The 21314-nt window shown below is 45.1% G+C and carries 16 protein-coding genes; 7 read left to right on the plus strand and 9 right to left on the minus strand.

Annotated elements, in window-relative coordinates; genetic code table 11:
- Positions 1 to 2: 2 nt before the first annotated feature.
- The 5 genes from R7O12_RS10630 to R7O12_RS10650 all read right to left on the minus strand — a co-directional run bounded on the left by R7O12_RS10630 (position 3) and on the right by R7O12_RS10650 (position 9672).
- Positions 3 to 923 carry a ParB/RepB/Spo0J family partition protein gene (locus R7O12_RS10630; RefSeq protein ID WP_169628937.1) on the minus strand — a complete coding sequence of 307 codons (921 nt, stop codon included), beginning with the start codon at positions 921 to 923 and terminating at the stop codon, positions 3 to 5.
- Positions 920 to 1693 (minus strand): ParA family protein, encoded by a 774-nt coding sequence (locus R7O12_RS10635; RefSeq protein WP_069497779.1) that lies wholly within the window; start codon positions 1691 to 1693, stop codon positions 920 to 922. The genes R7O12_RS10630 and R7O12_RS10635 overlap by 4 nt, the downstream gene beginning before the upstream one ends.
- Positions 1693 to 1935: a hypothetical protein gene (locus R7O12_RS10640; protein ID WP_069497778.1), complete on the minus strand. Its 243-nt coding sequence runs from the start codon at positions 1933 to 1935 to the stop codon at positions 1693 to 1695. Before R7O12_RS10640 ends, R7O12_RS10635 begins: the two co-directional genes overlap by 1 nt.
- Positions 1936 to 2470: 535 nt before the next feature.
- A complete protein-coding gene (locus R7O12_RS10645) occupies positions 2471 to 2896 on the minus strand; it encodes a hypothetical protein (protein WP_029860222.1) in 426 nt (141 codons plus the stop codon).
- A gap of 56 nt (positions 2897 to 2952) precedes the next feature.
- Positions 2953 to 9672, minus strand: coding sequence for an SNF2-related protein (locus R7O12_RS10650; protein WP_169628936.1), 6720 nt, complete (start codon positions 9670 to 9672; stop codon positions 2953 to 2955).
- A gap of 380 nt (positions 9673 to 10052) precedes the next feature.
- Here R7O12_RS10650 and R7O12_RS10655 point away from each other — a divergent pair, with 380 nt between their 5' ends.
- Both R7O12_RS10655 and R7O12_RS10660 read left to right on the plus strand, forming a co-directional pair.
- Entirely contained in the window at positions 10053 to 11726 is a 1674-nt protein-coding gene (locus tag R7O12_RS10655) for a portal protein (RefSeq protein WP_318125806.1), read from the plus strand.
- 13 nt (positions 11727 to 11739) lie between these two features.
- Positions 11740 to 12693: a head processing protein gene (locus tag R7O12_RS10660; RefSeq protein WP_169628934.1), complete on the plus strand. Its 954-nt coding sequence runs from the start codon at positions 11740 to 11742 to the stop codon at positions 12691 to 12693.
- 91 nt (positions 12694 to 12784) lie between these two features.
- On the opposite strand, the gene R7O12_RS10665 is transcribed toward R7O12_RS10660, so the two are convergent.
- Positions 12785 to 13138: a hypothetical protein gene (locus tag R7O12_RS10665; RefSeq protein ID WP_318125807.1), complete on the minus strand. Its 354-nt coding sequence runs from the start codon at positions 13136 to 13138 to the stop codon at positions 12785 to 12787.
- A 549-nt stretch (positions 13139 to 13687) separates the two neighbouring features.
- On the opposite strand from R7O12_RS10665, the gene R7O12_RS10670 reads away from it, so the two are divergent.
- Both R7O12_RS10670 and R7O12_RS10675 read left to right on the plus strand, forming a co-directional pair.
- Complete coding sequence (locus tag R7O12_RS10670; RefSeq protein ID WP_213868159.1) at positions 13688 to 14605, plus strand: hypothetical protein; 918 nt, start codon at positions 13688 to 13690, stop codon at positions 14603 to 14605.
- Positions 14606 to 14694: 89 nt separating this feature from the next.
- The gene (locus R7O12_RS10675) at positions 14695 to 15771 is read left to right on the plus strand and encodes a replication initiation protein (protein WP_054577229.1); all 1077 of its coding nucleotides are present in this window, start codon (positions 14695 to 14697) and stop codon (positions 15769 to 15771) included.
- Positions 15772 to 17637: 1866 nt separating this feature from the next.
- On the opposite strand, the gene R7O12_RS10680 is transcribed toward R7O12_RS10675, so the two are convergent.
- Positions 17638 to 17871, minus strand: a complete 234-nt coding sequence (locus R7O12_RS10680; RefSeq protein ID WP_318125808.1) for a hypothetical protein — start codon at positions 17869 to 17871, stop codon at positions 17638 to 17640.
- Between the two features lie 139 nt (positions 17872 to 18010).
- Between R7O12_RS10680 and R7O12_RS10685 the strand changes: the two genes are divergently transcribed.
- Genes R7O12_RS10685 through R7O12_RS10695 form a run of 3 tightly spaced genes read left to right on the plus strand, consistent with a single transcriptional unit; the run spans position 18011 to position 19262 of the window.
- The gene (locus R7O12_RS10685; protein ID WP_318095433.1) at positions 18011 to 18442 is read left to right on the plus strand and encodes a hypothetical protein; all 432 of its coding nucleotides are present in this window, start codon (positions 18011 to 18013) and stop codon (positions 18440 to 18442) included.
- Complete coding sequence (locus R7O12_RS10690) at positions 18417 to 18719, plus strand: helix-turn-helix domain-containing protein (protein ID WP_017634072.1); 303 nt, start codon at positions 18417 to 18419, stop codon at positions 18717 to 18719. The genes R7O12_RS10685 and R7O12_RS10690 overlap by 26 nt, the downstream gene beginning before the upstream one ends.
- Before the next feature lie 3 nt (positions 18720 to 18722).
- The gene (locus R7O12_RS10695; protein ID WP_213868157.1) at positions 18723 to 19262 is read left to right on the plus strand and encodes a single-stranded DNA-binding protein; all 540 of its coding nucleotides are present in this window, start codon (positions 18723 to 18725) and stop codon (positions 19260 to 19262) included.
- A 160-nt stretch (positions 19263 to 19422) separates the two neighbouring features.
- Here the strand turns inward: R7O12_RS10695 and R7O12_RS10700 are convergent, their stop codons facing one another.
- Both R7O12_RS10700 and R7O12_RS10705 read right to left on the minus strand, forming a co-directional pair.
- A complete protein-coding gene (locus R7O12_RS10700) occupies positions 19423 to 20517 on the minus strand; it encodes an RNA-guided endonuclease InsQ/TnpB family protein (protein ID WP_213868156.1) in 1095 nt (364 codons plus the stop codon).
- Positions 20518 to 20585: 68 nt separating this feature from the next.
- Positions 20586 to 20855, minus strand: coding sequence for a hypothetical protein (locus R7O12_RS10705; protein WP_024703886.1), 270 nt, complete (start codon positions 20853 to 20855; stop codon positions 20586 to 20588).
- Between the last annotated feature and the right edge of the window lie 459 nt (positions 20856 to 21314).

Below are 21314 nucleotides of genomic sequence, written 5' to 3' on the forward strand. Positions count from 1 at the left end.
CTTTACACACGATACCCAACTAATTGAGCTTCACCAACTGGCACTTGCTCAAGTTCGCCATCATCAAACAGTACCGTTAGCTTGTCGCTATGTTTGCCAGATGCGAACACCAAACCATGACGACCATTAACCATGACACAAATGCTGGTAGGCTTTTGGTTTGCCGTAGGCTTTTTGCTTGCTGGTGTCGTTTGGGTCTTTTCTACCTTGTCTGCTTTATCTGCTTCGCTAAGCTTGACCTCAACCTCATCGCCAAACGCATTGGTGCGTAACTTCACACAATCTTGGCGTGTTAGCTTCTCGCCGCTTTCCAGTGCTTCACGAACGCGATCAGAGTTATCGATGGTTGCTTTGCGTAGTTCGTTGATGGACTCCACATCACCAATAATCCCTTTTTGGAATGCTTCCAAAACAAAGTCAGGGGCTTTAAGTACATTTAGGTATTTCGAAATGTAGCCGTCTGATTTGCCAAGGCGCTTAGCCAAGCCACGGTTATCCAGATTGTGCTTTTTCTTAGCTTGGTCAAACGCCTTACCTAATTCGATTGGCGTTAAATCTTCACGCTGGATGTTTTCAATGAGCTGGCCAAAAATATCGCCCTTTTCACGGACAATACATTCAACGTGAGTCAGCTTGTCGCTCAACATAGCGGCGCGCCAACGGCGTTCACCCTCTTGGATTTTGTATCCCTTGCCATCGAACGGGTAAACAACGACAGGTTGAATTTGGCCGTTTTCTTCTAGGCTTTCGCACAATTCAAGTAGTGACTCATCGTTAAATTCTTCACGTACTTGCTCAACTGAATACAAAGAGTCTTTAGGGATAGCCAGCACTTTCGCTGCATCGCGGATTTCTACCGCTGATTCATCCAAGAGATTATCTAGGTCGCTAAGCTTGATTCGATCTCTTAAGCTTTTGGTCATGCTGTCACCTCTACCATGCGCTTGCAAAGTTCATCACAAACCGCTGTAAAGCCGAATTTCTCAGCCGCTTTAGGGTTGGTTTCAATCAGTGCTTTGCCTTGGTTTAGAGCTTCACTTACGCGCGTTGTTTTAATCAGTTTGTTTTCAAAAACTAGGTTGCCGTACTCTTTACGAAGTTCCGCTTCCTGTTCGCGCTGGTCGTTTGTGATATTGGCTTCGATAAGGTTTAGGACAATGCCTAACACTTCCAAGTCAGGGTTCATTCGACGGATTTGGCGCGAGGTCTTAACCAGCTCATTAACGCCTTTGATCGACATTTTTTGTGCTTGGCTAATGATAAGTAGCTTACTGGCCACAAGTAGCGCTGCATGCTGTAGCGCGTTCGCCGCTGGTGGACAGTCGATAAAGATATAGTCGTAGTCGTCTTTGATAAGGTCGATAGACTCAGCCACGTTTAAGATTTGTGATTGAGTAATGTTACCCATGCGCTTATCGCCGCCAATAACGTGTACGTTTTCGCTTACTACAAAAGGCTTAGCCTTTACTGGATTTTCGAAAAGGTTGTAAGCATTGTGTAGGCAGCTCGCAGATGTGTACTCTGGATTCTCGACCATTTCCGGTGCAATAGAGCCGCCCAAGTTGTTTTGCGGGTCAAAGTCCAGGAATAGACATTTCTTACCTTGGTTAGCGATGCTAATGCCAAAGTTGTAAGTACAAGTTGTTTTACCTACGCCGCCTTTTTGGTTGGCAATCGCCATGATAGTGCTCATTAATGATTTCCTTTGCTGGTGGAGTTTGTTTGCTGTTTTGGTTTGCTCAGTGCTGTTTCAAGATCATCGATATAGCACTGAACCACATAGTCGGTCGTACCGCCGCCATTCATGGCTTTGTAGATGGCAGTGTGACAAGGGCTTACTCCCTTAACGCCATCAATAAGCAGCTTGGCTTTTCTGGTACTTCCTGCTTTCTCGACTAATTGAATTAGTCTTTCGCATCGTTCCTTGGATGCCATATCAACGCCTCTTAATTGTTGTCACTGGCAACGGGGTTACACTATACGTTGCCAGAAGCAACAGTACAAGCAAAAAAGTGAACAAACAGAACCGATTGCACAAGTTTTCGCATGCGAGAACTTTGAGAAAAATGTGAGGTTGATTCCGAGAGTTTTCGCATGCGAAAACTTTTTGACAGAATTATTACTTACTCAATCCGGCAAAGTGACAGAATTGCCAGCGCGTAATCAGCAAGTGTGAGTGGTTGCATAACCAATTGTTTTTAATAAAAAAGACTAAAAAAACTTGTTGAATATGAAATTTATCTCATATAAATTACACACCAGATAAGCGATGCCGAAAACTATTAGGGGTAGTAGTGCTTGTGTTTATGCTTATCGATTCAACGTGCAATCCCCGCCATTTTCTCAGTAGCGGGGTTTATTTTTTTCTAGCAAAAGTTTTCGCATGCGAGAACTCTCTACCAAATTCCGTGCAAAAAAATACCCGCCAAAGATGACGGGCATATGAGAAAAAGTTTTCGCATGCGAAAACTTAACGCATCGATTTGGCGTTCACGCTCCACGCTTCAAGGTTCACATCCTCGATAGAATATTCAAATTCTTCATCATCGGCGTAGTAGGTATGTAGGTTTGCTTGCCAGTAGCCTTTATCAATTTGCTCTTGCTGGTACGCCCACGCAGCACACAACAAAATCGCAGGGTCTTCGAAATTGAAGTGTTGCTCTGTGATCACTTCTGAATCGCTGCCAAGGTCATAACCATGCTTGGCCATGAGTGATTTAACCGCCCACCAATAAGCGCCATAGTGACGGTACATGAGCGGATTGGCTTGAAGTGTTTTGTAAATGCCATCTACTTGAGCTTGGATAAATGCCTCTTTGCTTTGCGCTGTTTCTAACGCCTCATCGAGTAGGGGCTGTAGATCTTCAACGGTAGGCAATTTCACTTGGGTAATCATTGTTATCTCCAAAAAGTTTTCGCATGCGAGAACTTTTTCGCATGCGAAAATTTAAGTTAGGCAGCTTCGGCCAACGTGTTGTGAATGGTTAATAGCGATTTCGCCAGCAGTTCTAAATCCGCTTTCGCAGAGATAAACCACCAGCCACCATTAAACTCACTGCTTGCGTTCGAAGCGAAGTCAGCGCCGTACTCGGCCTTGGCTTCCTTGTCACCAGCGAACATCACTTTCAGCGAACCTTTAAGGCCGTTGTTGTCCATCAAACCAATGCGTTCGTATGGCTCTACAACAATCTCTTTTCGGTTGCGACCGCGCTTAGGCTTCCAGCTAATTGGTGAAGTCACCATTTTAACGTCGATGCCAATGCCTGACATTAGTTCGCTAAACTTCTCGATGCTCTCTACGTTAATGGCAGAGATATTATCGATTTTCACTTTCTGCGTTTCGGTCACTTGAACCTCGGCCTTTTCCAGCTTATCCGCATTTAGGTACTTCTCGATAAATTCTTCGCGCTGTGTGCTGCGGTAAGTGAATAGCGAACCATACGCACCTTTCATGCGATTCAATGACCAGTCATCCGAGAAGATTAGGCCATCACCGGATAGAAACTCACGTTCGCCAATAGCGTGTAGGTCGGCACATACCTTAAGTATGGTTTCTTGTGAGTTTTCCCCGTAAATCGCATCGACCTTTTTCAGTAGGTGAGTATCGGTCGTTGGTTTGTATTGCGTCATCCAATACGCGATCTGTGATAGACGTTTCGCACGGTCAGGGTCGTTGGCCACCAGCTTAGTGAAGTCAGCGAATAGCTTATCTTCCAGCTCTGTGCGGTATTCGCTAGAGCGTTCGGTCAGAATATCGGTGTAACGAGTGAACTCACGAGCCGATATGCGGCGCGCTTCGTGTGCGTTGGTGTAACCTGTCCATTTCAAATTGCTTAGATGATTATCTAGGTCTTTAAGGAAAGTGATAGACGTTTTGTAAGTCGTCTCCGCTTTCAGTAGTGCCTCTTGATAAAGCTCAGGGTATTTTTCCTCGAATGCTTTGATCTCAAGTGTCACCAGTTCTACGACTTCCTGTTCGGTCACTTGGTTGCCGTTTTCCATCGCCTGTTTGTCCCAATCGCTACCGATAAAGAAACTTAGAATGTCGTGTTCCAGCATCACGCGACCTTTATCTTCCAATTGCTTGGTTACTTGGTCGAGTAGGGCTTTCACGATCGCTTTATCGCTCGCATCTGGATAAATCAGCGTTTGGTCTGGTTCAACATCCAATCCCCACGGCGTAGAGAATGAACCGTCAGCATTGCGCACCAAACAACGGCGGCTATTACCGTAGGCTTTCATTTTCTTCTCTGCGACCAGTTCAAAGAACGTCTCACGGTCAAACGTATGAGCGACTTCACTTAGTGGTACACCTTGGAGCGCTTTTGCTTCTAGTGCTGCTCTATCCTGATTCACTGGCGCAATTTCAATGATGCGCTCAACAGGTAGATCGACGTAGTTGCGTGACGCTGGTTCGCCGTCCATTTCAGTAATAAAGCCGTCCACCGTGCCAGATTTACGGTCGAAGTTGGTGATCATGATTGTTGCTTTTGAGTCGTACTCGGCGCTCCAAGAACGGCTCTTAACTTCGGCTTTGTAGGTGTAGCCATTACGAACAATCACACCGTTGCGAACAATGTATAACTCTGGATGAGTTAGGAAGTCAGGGTAATCCTTTAACACACCGTCATTGATGGCCAGCTCCATTGCTGGTTTCAATTTCTTGATGGTATCGCTCGCTTTGTCGCGGTTTTTGATCGCTGCCTCAAAGGTTTTGATTTTGCTTTCTAGGGCAAACAATCTGCCTTTAGTGCGTTGGTAGTTTTGGTGCTGCCAACTGCCTCGCTTCTCGCCCTCTGCGCGTAGGCGATCTTCTTCCACTTCATTGCGTAGCGGTTCTAACTTATCGCGTAGTTCGGCCAGCTCGCTTTCAACTTCGGCCACATCCAAAGCAAGCATTTGGGTAGCTTTGATGTACTTGCTAACGTTGATACTTGCTAGTCGGCGTTCCTCTAATTTGCGCTTGCGCTCCGCTTCACGTTTGGCCGCTTCGATACGGGCTTTCGCTTCTTCTGGATTCGCTGCCAGCATGATTGCTGTTTCGTCGGCTGCGTCTGCATCGGCGTTCGCAATGTACTTGTCATTACCTTTGAACATTGTCTCAATCCAAGTGGCTTTACGTTGGATTGTGGCCAAGCGGAAATCATCGAATGAGCCTTTAGACGTGTAGTAGTGAACGTTCACGCTGTTTTGTTTAGAGCCAACGCGCGCGCCACGGCCATTACGCTGTGTGATACTCATTGGAGTCCACGGTAGCGTTAAGTGGTGAATATCGGTTGTGCCATGATGCAAGTTAATACCGACTTCGCCTTTTTTATTGAGGATCATGAATTTGTATTTCGAGGTGTTGTAAGCATTGGCGATTGCTTCCAAACCTGCTTCTTCATCGTCCTCAGTGGCCTTAGAGCCTTTCTTACCTGCAACGGTATCGCTGTTCAAAATACCGATTTCAGACAGCTTGCAACCAACGAAATCCGCAATGATGCGAGCCAGTTTTTTGTGCTGTGTTTTTTCTTCGGTAAAGACAAGCTGCTTACCACCAGCCAGATAAATCTCGCGCGCGTTCTCAAGGAACTTGGCGTACTTAGGAGAGACAGGGTGCGTAAATTTCAACTTAGCCTTGTCACAAATGCTTGTGAACTTGTCATCAAGTTGCTGGTGGAGTTGAACCACGCAGTGATCGCCCTCGACCTTAACGCTCTTATCAACCTTAACTTGGATTTTGCTTAGCTTAACCGTGCCGTCTGGTGCTACATCCTCAAAAGTGACTGTGACGGTATTTGGTAGCTTAGCGACTGCCGCCTCAACCTCTTTCTTGTTGTCCTTAGCGAATCGGTAGGTAACACGCTCATAGTACAAATCAAGGTCTGTACTTACCTTGTCCATTTTACGGATCAGGCCGAAAACCGTGTCGTTAGGGTATTGCTCGACAATCTCTTGGTTTTCGTCTTTGTCTGGATTGCTGATAGCGTCAGCGCGTTGGCGTAGTTCCTCATATAGCGCTTCCTGTTCGCTATTCATTTGGACAAAGCTTTGTTGGCTAATCAGGTCAGGAATGTGAACGTTGGCACCAACGGATTTAGCATCCTCGATCGTCATGTATCGGTTAACGATGTTTCGAAGTGCGTCTAGGTTTTGGAATCCGAGTAGGGCTTCACGCTGTTCAACTTCGCCCGAAATCTTAGTAACCAGCGCTTCGCCAGTCTTACCAAACATGCGGATAAAGTCGTCGCTGTCAAAGATACCCATCTTGGCAAACGTGTCTGCCGGAATGATGTGGGACAGCATATTGAACATATCAACAGGGCTGTTTACGGTTGGCGTAGCTGTTAGGAAGTAAACGCCTCGACCATCATTGCGCGCTTTAATGACGTTGTTCTTAAGCTGCATATCGATAGCGCGATCGGCTTGCGCTTGGCTAGGCAAGAATGCCAGGTTGTTTCGGTATGAGCCGCCCTTGTACGAGTTACGGAAATCATGCGCCTCATCGACCATAACCGAGTCGAATAGCAAGTCCTCGAAGTACGGTAGTTCTTCGTTTTTGGCCGTGCCATCGTCAGAGTATTTCGCTTCAAAGCGCGCGTTCTTCGCTTTCTCTGTGTGGCTTTCCGCTTCCTTAACTAGCTTGCTTGAACCAGCAATCAAACCAGCATCGCGCATTTCAAGCACGTTGGCCGTAATCGTGTCCGGCTTCAATGGAATGCGGTTGTACACGTCTTTTGTCATTACCACGATGCGAGCGGTTGACTGTGTAAGCTGGTGGAGCTGCTCTGCTACGCGCTTGCCGTTGGTGTCTACGGTCAGTTTGGCGCGCAAGATAGGATCGCCTTTCTTGTCTAGCTTAGGTTCGCCCGTTTCATCCAATACTGGTTCCCGAATGATTTTGCCGTCATCGTCTTTGTGAACCTCAAGGCCGATAAATACCTTGTCAGATAGATTGCTTTCACCAAAGAACAGATCGGCTTCATAGAACCAGTTTTCTAGCACTGATTTAGGAACAACGATGGCCACACGGTTTGCGCGTTTGGTTTCTAGGTTGTACTGCACTAGACCAAGGCCAGTGAGCGTTTTACCCAAGCCAGTACCAAAGGCAATAATGCCGTTACCGTCTGCACTGTGACGGCGAATCGTTGAGTTTTGGTAAGGTAGGAACTCAATCGCACCAGATACGCCATCTAGCGATAATGGAGTGTCATCGAACTCCGGTTTAATCCAACCGTTAAACGTATTGTTGTAAACCTGTTCCAAGTATTCTGAATGGTCAGATGATGCAATCCATGTAGAAAACTCATCATCGAGGCGGCGCATTTGTTCACGGATAAGTGATTTATCTTCGTTCTTACTACCGCCACGAACCGCACCATAGTTGATGTACGATTCAATTTGACGCTCAAATCGCTCATCGCTGTTCGCTGCTTTACCTTTCACGCCATTACGAGTTAGGCCATCAATCCATTCGCCATCACGCCAACGGTAGCCAGTGAGGTATTGGCCGGATTCGCTTTGTACGAAATCCTCAAAGCCGTCCTTATCCTCGGTAAAGTCGCCCAAGATAAATTCCGTGTAGCCACGGTCATGCAGGAACTCAAGCATGATGTTTTTAGGAATCCACTTATCGGTAAGCTTCATCTTCACATCGGCAATCGAGATCTTGTTTCGCTTAGATTCGATGGCTTGGATTTGGCGCATGATGTTAGCTTTCACGGTATCGCTGGTGGCCGATACTAATTGTGTGGTCAGCTGATCCATGCGTTTACCGACAAGGCCAGTCGTCGCTTTGTGGAATGCTGTCACCGTACCGTCAGGGTTTACGGCTACCTCATCCATGTTCGCTAGGTAATCAAGCAACTGCTCATCGCTCATCGTATCGATACCGCTTGCGGTGTAATACGTGCGAACGTCATGCAGTGTCAGTGTGGTTATGCCTAGTTCACGGTCGCATAGATGGAACACGTCACCAATGCGAGACGAACTGTATTGAACAGTAAGTTCACGCTTAAGGTCGCCTTTGAGTAGGTCAGACAGTTTGCCCTTAGAATCGATCGATGAGTGGTAGTAATTCCATGCAGAGACGTACTTCTCGCTTAAGTTGCTTAGCGCTTTCTTCGATACCTTAGAGCCGCCCATTAGTGCGTTCAGCTCTAACACTTCGCCGCTTAACTTCACGCGATATTGTTCGGTCTGGAAGTCCTCCGCGCCCATTGCCATGTTGGCCAAGTCGCTATTGGATGTGGTTCGGCCACCAGCAACCAGCGTTGCAAGTGTTTGAACTTTCATGCCAAGTAGAATGCCTTTGTAAGCGTGTTCTTGGCTCGCTTTTGGCAGCTTGGCAATCTCGCGCATTAGGGCTTTAAAGTCGTCATGACACAAGTAGCCGTAATCTTCGAAAATCTGTAGTGCTTGGCTGGCCGATAGCTTAAGCATCGATTCAGTAGAGTAGGTGATAGAACCGATCTCATCGGTGTTATCTACGCCATAGGTCGCCTTGCTGATAACGCCTGTTTTCGCGTTGCTTTCGGACACTTCCCATTCGCCATCAATCATTTCGTATTGCTGGCCATTGCGGAACATTGTATCGCCCTCGGAGTATTTCGCGCTCACTGGCTCGCTTACCGATTCATCAAGCAACATCCAGTCGATACGGCTGTTAAAGCGGCGCATTAGGGACTGTTTAATGTCCTCGTTAGAACGGTTGCCGCGCTTCACGACTTTGCGCGCAAACTTACCTACGCCCTCAACAGTCTGTTCGCCGTTGATGAATTTCTTACCCTCGCGCTCGAACCACTTACCTTTAAGCCAAGTATTCCAAAGCACGTTAGATTCAATCAGCGTGTCACGGTCGGCACTATCAATCAGTGCTTTCGCTTGGTCGCTGTGTTTGCGCCAGATAACAAGGTCAGTCACTACGCCAGTATCAGCGAACGTGCCCGTTGGTAGTCGGTGCGCGCCCAAGAACTCCGCTTTAAGTGCGAGTTGTGTACGCCACTTCTCAAGGTTTTTCGCATCACAAATACGAGTTGGAAGCACTAGGGCAATCAAGCCACCAGCTTTCGCTTTATCGATAGAACGAGAAACGAAATACTGATCGGCGTACTTAATGTCTTTGTACGCTTTGTCTTTCATCGCGCTAGCGTCTCGAACACCATAAGGCGGGTTGCCGATCACTAGGTCGAAATCGCCAATATCGGGATTGCTGGCCACGGCTTCGAATGCCGATTGAATTACATGATCTTCGGGGTGAAGAATCTGGTTAATGGCCGCCGAGGTCTGATCCATTTCTACGGATGTAGTTAGGGTGCCTTTAGGTTTGGTTTCGCTAAATACGCCCACGCCCGAACTTGGTTCAAGTACGCTACCGCCAGTAAAGCCATAGGAGCGAACTGCATCCCAAGTCGCGCTCGCCAGCCATTTAGGCGTGTAGTATTCGTTGGTGGAGCCACCGATACCGCCAAAACCTGTGTAGTCGCGCAGAGCTGCTTTATCTTCGGGTGAAACGTTGGAGTAGTCGCCGTTGTACTTGGCGAGAATGTCTTTGGCTAGTTGGTTAGCCTTAAGGCGCTGGTGGCCTTTTGGAGTATCGCTAATATCGACAGCGAGCAAGGCTTCAAACTGGCTGACCAGTTCATCGATTGTTGTCGCCTGTTCAATACTGCGGGTTAAATCAGTGTTCATGAACTTGCCTTTTATTCTTTGGATAAAAGCCAAAAAAAAAGTCGAGCTTTCGCCCGACTTTTTCCTTTCCTATTCCCCATCCCAAAAAAACGCCACTATCAATATCAATTTAAGTTAATGAATAATCTAAAATATCTAAGGAAGTAGATTTTTAGGGACGAGGCAATTATTCCGAACACACCGAGCGCTATCAAGGCGAAAAATTAGTGTTTTTAGTGAGTAACCATCATTAAAAGGCAAGCGATTGAACTTTGACTAAAAAAATTTATTCCAACAAAAATCAATGATTTATTCTCGTATTGGTCACATTGACGCAATGCGCTATCATCCAAGATCATCCCCATCTCTGTAAAAAGCGCCTCAACTAACTGAGGTCGCACATGTCGCAAAACAATGCATCAATTGGACTGGCGGCAGCTTTAAAACAAGCGTTCCCTTTCTTTAACGAGAATGACGATAAAGAGAGTGGGATTAGTTTTGAATCTGGCGCTGGATACACGGGATCGCCATTCCACGATCGCGATAACCAATTAGATGAAAGCAACGGCGCTCTGACCAATGACGGTCGAAAGAGCTCAGACCGTTTTTTTCTTCATAAGCTGCCAAAAGATCGCTTCATGCTATATCCGATACTCAAGGAGATGGCCGAGGACAGCACGATTGATGCCGCGCTCAATCTGCACCTTGGTCACGCTCTTTCGGTATCAAACGATCATGGCATGGCCGTGTATCTTCATCCCACCGATGAGAAATACGCAGAGTATGTAGGCCGTCTTAATCGAGAATTACTAGCGCCAATCAACGACAACCTTATGAACTGGACGTATTCAACGCTGGTTTATGGGGTTAACTACGTTCGTCCGTACACGCAAGAGGGTGTTGGTATCACTCACTTTGAGGCCAACTATTACACCTTGCCTAACCAAATACGTGAGTACGAACGTTCGGGCGAGCTGGCTGGCTTTACTGCGGAATACCTACAAACCCGAGCGAACGGCGAACAGGTACGCCTTGCCGAGCCTTGGGCGCTTATCCCACTAAAAATGCCAATCTGGCGGCCAGATATGGATATACCGCCAGTTAACTACACTGGCCAGCGCTACTCACTTTATGACGATGCGTATTCACGCATGCCAATCGAGACGCAGAACTACGGCACATCGATTCTGCTTACCTGTTTTGAGGCTTGGTCGATGCTTCGCCAGTCCATTGCAGCGCTAGGCGCAAGTCGTGTGAATGCTTCACTTATCGATCGCATGGTAGCGGTAAACACTGACGGCTTGGATGCGGCGGGAGCTGCGGAATACATCAACATGGTCGCAGACCAGATGAAACAAGACCGTCAAGAGGTGGTAGACCGTTCCCGCAAGCTAGGTTTCATCCCAACCGTCATCAACACGCTATTGCCATTTATGGGCGGCGCTAAAGGTGGCTTGCAGATCGATACCTTTACCACTGACCCGAATATCTCTCACATCGAAGATATTATGTTTCACCTTAAACGCTTGGCGGGAACGCTTGGCGTAGACCCGTCCATGCTTGGTTTTGGTGATCTGCTATCTGGTGGACTAGGTGAGGGTGGTTTCTTCCGCGCTTCCATTCAATCAGCACTACGCGCCAACCAAATCCGCGCAGCCGTGGTGAAGTTCGTTAAACGCGCCATCGATATTCACACCATCTACCGAGACGGCAAGGTGTGGAACGATAACGATATGCCATTCGAGATCCGCTTTAACTCTCTCAATACCGCTATTGAGCAAGAGAAAGCCGATGCAATGGAATCTCAAGCGAACTACGCAACCATGCTGGCCACCGTGCTTGACCTTATCGAGCAATCCCCAATCGGCAAATCCGAAAAACTCAAAAATCACCTTTACACGTCTGTTATTGGCCTCGATTCCGAGTTGGCCAAGGAAGTCATTTCCGAGCTGGCTGCTCAAGTCTCTAAAAACGACAAGATGATGGAATCCATTGGCATGACAGACCAAAGCGAAGCGGAACGATTCGTTAGAGACGTAGTTCTCGACTTACTAACTGAAATCCAAAGCCATTAATGGAGAAACGAAAGTGACAGCAAAAGCACTTAAACAAGTATCCGACCGTTTCAGCCTATTCAATGACGGTCGAAAACTTAGCGCCAACAAGCGCAACTACATCATCAAAGCCGTGCAAGCGATGATCAACAGCCCACGAACTCAAGAGCTACTACGACTAGGTGAGGCGTATGGTTACTATGGCCATCAATCCCGCCAACGCGCTAATAAGCTCTCAATTGGTGAAACTGAGGTGATCATGATTAATGGTCGTCCGGTTGTGGTAGAAAACGTGCCATCTAACCGCACAATCTCTATCACCTGTTCAGATGACGGTATTGTTGAACACACTCAAGAGTTTTTAGATACCGATACAGGCCGTATCGCTTTAGGTTTGTACAATAGCCGTGCTGGTGGTTGGAGCTGGGCGACTGGTGGCCAAGATACACGCGAGGCATCGATTACTACTTCATATCACGGTATGGACTACGTATTGCAGCCGAACTATATCAGCCTAGACCATCCGGCCATGATGATGGAAAGCGCGAACAGCGAGCAAATGATCCTCGAATCGCTACAGGAACAAGGTTTTGATGAGGAATCCGCGCGTAATATCTACGCGAACATGACTCAACAGAGCAATGTTGAGCTTGTCGGTGATCTTACTAACCAGCTTATGTACCTAGAAAGCGTGAACGCAGAGTTGCGTGAAAAGGTAGAGCAAAACGCTAAGGCAACCTCGATGCTGCTTGATGTTGTGGACTCTTTACCTATCTATGTGACCGATGCGCAGCGCAAAGCGATCGCCAACATGGCCAGCAAGGAAGATCATCAAGTGGTGCGAACTATGTTTGAGTCGCTAGGTTCCCGAAAAATGGCGACTTTACCGACAAATAGCTACGTTCCAGTAGAGCAAAAAGTGAGTGTTGCGCCTCAAATTAAACAGCAATTCGTCAACTTCGGATCTTCATTACGAAAATTCCAATAAGTTGATCAATTAAAAAGCGCCACCAGCGCTTAGAAATTAAGTACAAAAAATACTCAAATAAATCGAAAATGCTGGTGGCCAATTCGGAGTTTTATAAATCACTAGGCGCGACAGGACGCAAATAGAGTTTATCTTTCTTGAAGTGCGTTGGTCGCCAGTCCCAACCAGCGATAGATACGCTATCTCGCGCGCCAGCAATATACGACACTGAGCGCAACACATTGACACCCTTATCAAAGTTAATCGCCTTATCGGCCTTTAGAACGAGTCTACCGTCTTTTTGGCTATGCAAACCAAAGGTGCAACCTGAGATTGTTACTAACAAATCCAACGGTAGCGCTGGTACGTTCTTTTTCGGGAACTGACGGCGCTTAAATTGTTGTTTTAATTGGTTAACTTGAGTTTCCAATTGCTGTTCAGCACTTAGTGGGGGAGTAAATTTCATCACAGAGTTATCCACAAAATTCGGCGTGTTCGGAATATTAACACGTCCAAAAGGAGTTTAAATAGATAAAATTTTTGGTAAACTCTAGCGCCAGATGGTAACGCACCTTGTTCGGAATCGCTTTGATACAGGGACTTGTTTGATCAACCATTTACGATCAATAATAGGGGAGTTTTTCTGTAATTAGATCATGGCGATACCGTGATAGAGAGAAAGTGATTCGATTTCGGGCAACAGAAAATAAAAAAGCCCGCTTTGGCGAGCGGGCTTTCTTACTGCAATCGAGCTTTAAGCGGCTAACTTAAAGCGTCACGACAAACGAACTTAAGGAAAGTCATTATGCCGTAATGAATTAGACCGAAGCCTAATCAGGCGAGACATTTAGTTGGCGACTAATGCCTCAAATGGTTAGTAATTAGTTTAACAGTTTAGATTGAGCATCAATCTCAGCGAACGTTAACACAAATTACACCACACTAAAGCAGGTGTAAGTATAACGTTCAAAGAGATCGGTGGCAAATTTTTACGCCTTTTTTTTGATCAAATTTTATGCAAAACACACCGCTTTTACTGCATCCTTGCTACTGGAAGTCAGGATTCAGAACCCAAGCCTCCAATATCAAAGCCAATAAACCGTCGGCACAACGTAAACTTGCTTGCCTACTAGAAACTATCTCAAGCCATATTCTTAAGCATGGCCATACCTGCTTTGCATCAACTACTCGATTGGTACAGGTCTACAACGAGAACTGCGATCGCTATGATTGTCGTCGAACCACTTTTGACACTCTCAAAAAACAACTGAAAACAGCAGAAGACTTGAACTTAATTGTCCGAGAACAGAAGCCAAACAATGCAACAGGTCAGAATTTACGTCACATCACTCTATGCGTAGACGCCATCCAAGAAATGTTCGCTGGCGCATACAAATACGCGCTACAAGCTGCACAAAAGCGTTTTAATAGACAAAAACGGCACTCAGGGGGGGCTTCTGTGGAAAAACCTCTTGAGGCCAGTGCTGACAAGGCTTGCGAACAATCAGACAAAAACAAAAATGGCACTATAAATACAAAAGATCTCTCTACAGAGAGTAAAAATAAAATTAATAACGGTGTCCCGTCTGATTCTTGGTTTTTGAAGATCTTCAAACGTGACGCTGACGAAGTAAAACAACTTCAACTAGCAGCTAAGCAAGGCCGCCTATCAGCTAGTGGAGCTCGTCGTGTTATCAAGCTGTACAACAAGCACCAACAGCCTTTAGCGCCTAAGTTCGTGTCATACCTTAAGTTTGTGATTGCTAGCTGGCACAACAAGGCTGCAAGCGCCGTGAAAGCTAGCGTGAACAAGGTTCGTGATACAGCCACCATGTTAGCAGAGTACATGAACACCATTTCCGAGAAAGAGTCTCAAGGCTTAGTTGAATACTATCGTGACGCAGTCGGGCGAGTACAAGTCAGGTATCTGTAATCACTGCTTGATGTGAGTATTTCTATACATGCGTGACCTAAAATGTGTCATAATTACCTAAATCTTGTTATTTATGGATGTGCATTTGCATGAGTGATGAAGAATATTTCTACCCTGCGGTAAGCGATAACCTCCCGAAACATATCAAAAAAGGCCATCAACTGGTCTTTAGTCGTCAAGATCTATCCGCTAGGGAAGCAGATATGTTTGCGTTGATGATTGCACATATGAAACCAAGTGATTGGGAACAGAAAACACCACACTATGAGTTTACTTCACATCAATTATCAGAGTGGTTAGGTGTTGAGTCTAAACATATCGGTAGCAACTTAAGTCCAGTAGCGAACCGCCTAGCTAGTCGAAAAATCGGGATAAAGGTGGAAACCCCGAAAGGTGATATTGAATTCGACTATAGACCTCTTTTTAAACATATCGCTTATAAACACGGCATACTTACGATGGTTCCTAACGATATGCTAAAACCTGAGTATATTGAATATAATCAAGGATTTGCTCTGATTAATACTCGCAATTTCTTTGAGGTAAAGAAGGAGTATTCTAAGCGCTTGTACGAACTACTTAGTCGCTTCAAAGACAAGGGCTTTGAAATGCATGCGCAAAAGCTTAGTGAACTGAAAGGAATATTTGGGCTTTTGGACGAATCAGGGAAGCTGAAAAAAGATAAAAGTTCCTTCAAAAACAACAGCGTATTTATGAAACGTTGTATCAGGGAAAGCATTAAAGAACTTTCTGAACACCCTCAGATTAGCAAAGAGCTTCTATTTTTAGAAAGCAGCCAAGGTGATAAGGGTTTTGAGGTTGTAAAGAAAGGTAGAACCATTACTGGAATCAAGTTTCTCTTTCGGTGGGTTAAACTAGGTTCAATTGATGAACTAAATCAACACGATGCTCTTAAGACAATTCGACAACTTGAATTGAAAAGGCTTCAAAACCAAGTCAGACTCACCGAGTCTGAACTAGAATCACTTGCCATCGCGTACCGCTATGTGGGTAAAGAAGACCACGCTCTTAAAGTTGAAGCTAGCTTGTCAAAGCGACACTCAGAAAAAGAGCAACAAAAGCATGATGATGGAATGCATGAATTAGAGTCGTTAATGGAAAAGATAGATACCCTTTCAGAACTAACCGATACACACGATTACTGATAGCTAACAAGTTTTAGGTCATGGGCTCGATAGATGACATTTTCTAGGTTGAAATGAGCTATGTGACACATTTTAGGTATATGGGAGGGAATTCGACGTGATCATTGACTCGAAAGTAGAAAAAACCGGACAAGACTCCTATACAACCATCTCACACACCTAAAATATGTCATTTAAGAACAGAAACACCTAAAACCTGTTATCCAATCACCTGATATATGATCACTTTCACCTAGATTATGTAGCACTAAAGCCTGTAAGAAGATCACAAACACCTAATAAATGATCAATTAAACCTAGATCTTGTTACTTAAAGACCTAAAAAAAGATCTTTAAACGAGTTAAAACCAATTGAAATCAATACGTTACGGTTCCTATAGATCTTATAGTTCTATAGTTTCCATAGATTGATATAGTTAAATATAGATCTTTATAGCGTATGTGGATAACTGGAAAATCAAAGATTTACACAGTTTCCCACATACACAACAAGTTTTTGTTGTTTAGATGAGTGAATGATCCTGGCTATAGACAACTGCGTGCTACAACTAATTGTGGTAGGTCAATTTTCAATCTAACTGATAGGTGGACGATGAAAGGTAAATTTGGCAGGCAGAGTCGAATAGCGATCGCATTTGTGTGAGTTCTTGATAAAAACACGAATTGACAGGAAATATTAATTATTGGATAGTTGTAAGTGTGCTCTAGGGGCAACAACATGTACCCCTAGCGCGGTTAATTAACCTATTAGTGCTTGAATAATAGCTGCTACTAGGTTGATAACAGCTATGACAAGCTCAATGAGCTTACTCATATAACCTCCGACGGTTTTGATTGTTGTAGCTATGTAAGTCGTATTAAGTGACTGGTACTCACCTAATGCGCATTACTTGAGGTGAAGCTTTTAGCTGCTTCGAGCTTGGTTGGTGATTACATAATTACCTCCTAGTTAACTAAAGGTTGGGTTCTTCGAATCCAGCCTTTTTTTATATTCTTCACACAATCAAGGTTATTGGGGAACGTTTTGTTCCAAGTCTTGCTGTGCCTAGTATTCCAGACTTTTTGCTAATTTTGCAAACGCCCAAACGAGTTGGTTATCTCTTTCAGGTTTAGGCGCATGAAAACTCCCAAGTCCTTATGTCCCATTGTTATCAGATAATTCCCCTCTCATAAAGGAACGCTTTGAAAAATATTCATTTCTCTACATGAATCGGGATATGAGCAAGATTTTTATCCAATAATTCATGTTCATTTTTCCTTTCTGCTTGATGCCAACCTCAAAAGAAAGTTGCCGCTTCCAGCAGGTGGGTTAGCGCATTCAATGTATTGCTGTTAAGCCATCTTATCCTGTAAAAAATTAAAATGCTTCTCCGTACAAACTAATTGGGCCAAAAGTATAGGTTTAGCTACTATTTTTACAGTGTTTTTTCTTCCAAATAGCCTAAGTGTTGACAGTATTAAACACAACTATTTGACGGTGATAAGACGCTAAACGATCCGGTATCACATAAGGCGTTTATTTTTCACTATACCGCTATTTTAAATGGAATGCGTGCTAACAGAACCTTACGGACGAGGTTTCTTGATGAATCAGTTCAAACTATCTTTCGCGATTGATGCTTTCTAATTTCTATTTTGCTTTTATAAAGCGACAGTGTTGTTGTTTAATTTGGTTGGTTTTTGTTTGTTTTTGTTGCTGGTGGATGTTTTAGTGGGTTTCCGAACGATAAGCGCTTGCTCTATGAGTAGGCGCTTTTTTTGTGCCTTAAATTCTTGAGTGTTCGGATTAAGTATTGAGATAAAAAAAAGCTTCGAGTTTCCCCGAAGCTTTCCATTACTCTTATCCCGATAGCTAAACGTATCCGTCTATGCGAGGTGGATAGTATCATCATCCACTTTGAAAAGAGAAGTGTTTATCTTGCTAAGTGGCTTATCTACAGGGATTTTCCACTTTTTACACAAGTCATATAGGTTGTTCTGACCGCTCTTAATTGCATTGGCCAAAGCGAAGTCTAAGACGCTGTTCGAGGTGTTGGTCATGTACTCTTTAACGTCTGCTTGGATTTGGTCGTGAACTTTTTTGCTGTTGTTCTCTGACATTTGCTGATTCCTCATATGAGTCTATTTGCCTGTTTGCTGAGACAAAAATACATCGTTTCGGTTTTTGTATCAATACTTTTTGCATTGTTTTTTAAGTAGGCTTATACTCCGTATAAAATTGATGTGTTCGGAATTAATGGTGGGTGAGGAAATTTCTGAAATTAAGCGATCTCAACTGGAACAACGGCAAAGAGAGCGAGACAAAAGCTCACCATCAATCCTAGATACATTCGAGGGCATAGAGCTTACGGACGAACGCGAAGCTCTGGCGAACCGGTTACAAGATGCCGATGTGACATTGGACGACAAACCGGATCGCTGCCCGACTTGCAATGGCACAGGTTACACCAAGTCGTTATTTAGCAAGTGGGAGTGCTGTAGCTGTTTTGGGACGGGTTACGACCTTTCCGATCCGGTTGCCGTTATCAAGTGGCAAAAGCTCTGCCTCGATTGGTCAAAGAATCGGTTACATGAATATCGCGTTGCCTTGATTAAGGCGACCACAACCGAGGAAGAACGACTAGCAAGTGAAGTGGAGAGCTTCTATGAAAATGCGAGACGCAAAGACTAAACAGGCCGCTCGAATCCAATCGCTTGAGTATCGACAGCAACGTGCAGCGCGAATCAAGCGAGCGAGACGGCATGCAGATTTAACCATACTCGAAATGAGCAGGTTAATCGGGTTATCACCAGACACTTATCGAAAAATCGAGAATGGCGAAGTGAACCCAAGGGTGCAAAACCTAGAACTGATAGCGGTCTACACAAGTACAGACGTGGGTTATTTGTTCTTTGGTGATGCGATTTCTAACAGAGACGAAGCGGTAAAGAGAGATACCGGAGAATAACGAATGGCTTCAAGAGGCATTAACAAGGTCATTCTGGTTGGTAACTTGGGGTCAGATCCCGAAATCCGATACCTACCAAATGGCGGCGCAGTAGCGAATATCACGGTCGCTACATCCGAAACTTGGCGCGATAAAGCGTCAGGCGAGAACCGAGAAAAAACCGAGTGGCATCGAGTGGTGTTGTTCGGCAAGTTGGCCGAAGTGTCGGGGGAGTTCCTACGCAAAGGGTCACAAGTTTACATCGAGGGTCAATTGCAGACTCGCAAATGGAAAGACCAGCAAGGCCAAGACCGTTACAGCACAGAGGTAGTAGTTCAAGGCTTTAATGGCGTGATGCAAATGCTTGGCAATAACCGAGCTGGTGGCCAGCAGCAACAAGGCGGTTGGGGTCAACCTCAACAACCACAGCATTCACCACAGCAACAGGGTGGTTGGGATCAATCTCAACAGCAATACGGCGAGCCACCAATGGACTTTGACGATGAAATACCGTTCCAGAACGAGTTCCGTCATTACAAGATGCTGAGTTACGTGGCGGCTTAAACGATGAGTAAACAAAATTTAGCGTTAGCAACTCAAGACGACTTACTGATTGTACTGCGTCGATTGACATACTCCCCTAGCTAATTCGCTAGGGGATTCTTAGTTCAACACGCTTTCACTAGATAGCCTCTTTTGAGGCTATCCCCGATCCAGTCGCTCCCTAAGCTAACCCCGCCAGTCCAGCGGTTTTTATATTCTTCGCTGCGTTAATATCACGATCATGGTGCGTATTGCATTCTGGACAAGTCCAGTTTCGGATATTAAGCGGCATTGATTCGTGTACGAACCCACAACAGCTACAACGCTTTGAACTAGGGAAGAAGCGTTCTATCTCAACGATAGTTCGTCCAGCCCATTCTGCTTTGTATTTGAGTTGGCGAACGAACTCGCCCCAACTCGCATCAGCGATGTGTTTTGCTAGTTTTGGATTGCGGAGCATGTTCTTCACTTGTAGCGATTCAACACAAACAACTTGGTTTTCGTTTATCAGTTTGCGAGACAACTTGTGTAAGTTGTCTAATCGACTATCAGCAATTTTCGCGTGTAGACGGGCTACTTTCTGGCGCACCTTAGCGCGATTATTACTGCCTTTCTTTTTCTTGGCGAGTTGACGCTGTAGGTATGCCAGTTTGTTTTGGTAGTGTTTGAAGTGGCGAGGATTATCGACTTTCTCACCGCTATCTGTGATGAACAGGTTATTTAAACCCAAATCAATACCAACCGTTTTAGCGGTTACAGGCATTGGTTTAGGCTCAAAACGGCATAGCATAGACACAAAGTATCGGCCTGCGGTGTCTTTTGAGATTGTGACTGTGGTTGGTTCGCTAGGTAGTTCACGACTCCAATGGATATTAAGTGGCTGCTTGGACTTGGCAATAAATAGCTGTCCATCGCGGAACTTAAATGCAGATTTAGTGAACTCAGCAGACTGTTTGTGACGTTTCTTTTTTTCGACAGGGTATTTTGCTCGACCCTCAAAGAAGTTCTTAAAAGCAGCTTGCTGGTGACGTAGTGATTGTTGCAAAGGCACACAAGAAACATCATTAAGCCAGCTTAACTCCGGATCTTTCTTAAGCTCGGTTAATCGGCTTGATGCTGCGCTGTAGTTCACCTTAATTTTGTCATTACGATAAGCGTCAGTTCTCCAACGTAGGATTCTATTGTAAACAGTTCGCACACAACCGAACGTTCTTGCTAGAAGTTCAGCTTGCTCATCAGTTGGATAAAACCGTTGTTTGATTGCGATCTCTTTCATGTCTTACAAACGCTTTTGACTTAACTCATTGAGTTAGCCCCGCAATAAACGGGGCTTTCTCTCCCGATTTAATTTGTCTGGAAGTCCATTTTTTCTAGGGCAAGTTCAAACCCCGAGCAAAACAGATATTGAGCGTCCAGAATTGAATCAACGCGAAGATCACCACCACAAAGCAGCCAATCTTGAAAATGCTGTTCTGGTGAGTCGTTCCAATCGACAGGTTGTAAGGCGTTGTAGATCTGACAAAGAAGCTCTACAGGCGCGTTTAGATCTTGGGAGAGGTAATCTTGCGCAGCTTGAAGTGCGGCGCGCATGTTGATTGTAGAAGTACCAATCATGATTTTTGTCCTAGTAAGTTGATGTTTAACTCACCAAAACCGAGGCTAACCAGTGGTGGTGAGCTGATTCGGGGTTAGCCTTACCGCCTACTAGGAAACGGCGCACCGAAGTGCTCCCAAACCAGCCCACCATAATTAGGATGTGCAGATTTTACGCAATAAAAAACCAGCAAGATGGGATGCTGGCGACTTGCGCCTAGTAAGTTTCGAGAGGCTAATCTCGACACTGGATTTTGCCAGTGCCCAAATAGATTAACTCCGAAAAAATAGGTTTTGCAAGTCGTTTTTTAACTATAATTTTTTATATGCAATCTGGCAAGTGTGAAAACGTTGATTTTAATTCTGTGTTCGGAATTTATAGTTAGCAAGCTTTGTCGTATAATCCCCTCGTAACCACAATAGAATTAACCACAAAGGGCAGCGTTCCTCCCCTCCCTCTTTCGGGAGGGGTATCCACGC

It is taken from the genome of Vibrio sp. Vb1574 (assembly GCF_033338675.1).

Coding starts and splice junctions, on each gene's coding strand:
- R7O12_RS10635 (WP_069497779.1), bottom strand. CDS start 1,693: ATGAGCACTATCATGGCGATTGCCAACCAAAAAGGCGGCGTAGGTAAA.
- R7O12_RS10630 (WP_169628937.1), bottom strand. CDS start 923: ATGACCAAAAGCTTAAGAGATCGAATCAAGCTTAGCGACCTAGATAAT.
- R7O12_RS10665 (WP_318125807.1), bottom strand. CDS start 13,138: ATGAAATTTACTCCCCCACTAAGTGCTGAACAGCAATTGGAAACTCAA.
- R7O12_RS10695 (WP_213868157.1), top strand. CDS start 18,723: ATGGCTTCAAGAGGCATTAACAAGGTCATTCTGGTTGGTAACTTGGGG.
- R7O12_RS10675 (WP_054577229.1), top strand. CDS start 14,695: ATGAGTGATGAAGAATATTTCTACCCTGCGGTAAGCGATAACCTCCCG.
- R7O12_RS10650 (WP_169628936.1), bottom strand. CDS start 9,672: ATGAACACTGATTTAACCCGCAGTATTGAACAGGCGACAACAATCGAT.
- R7O12_RS10670 (WP_213868159.1), top strand. CDS start 13,688: ATGCAAAACACACCGCTTTTACTGCATCCTTGCTACTGGAAGTCAGGA.
- R7O12_RS10705 (WP_024703886.1), bottom strand. CDS start 20,855: ATGATTGGTACTTCTACAATCAACATGCGCGCCGCACTTCAAGCTGCG.
- R7O12_RS10700 (WP_213868156.1), bottom strand. CDS start 20,517: ATGAAAGAGATCGCAATCAAACAACGGTTTTATCCAACTGATGAGCAA.
- R7O12_RS10640 (WP_069497778.1), bottom strand. CDS start 1,935: ATGGCATCCAAGGAACGATGCGAAAGACTAATTCAATTAGTCGAGAAA.
- R7O12_RS10680 (WP_318125808.1), bottom strand. CDS start 17,871: ATGTCAGAGAACAACAGCAAAAAAGTTCACGACCAAATCCAAGCAGAC.
- R7O12_RS10645 (WP_029860222.1), bottom strand. CDS start 2,896: ATGATTACCCAAGTGAAATTGCCTACCGTTGAAGATCTACAGCCCCTA.
- R7O12_RS10690 (WP_017634072.1), top strand. CDS start 18,417: ATGAAAATGCGAGACGCAAAGACTAAACAGGCCGCTCGAATCCAATCG.
- R7O12_RS10655 (WP_318125806.1), top strand. CDS start 10,053: ATGTCGCAAAACAATGCATCAATTGGACTGGCGGCAGCTTTAAAACAA.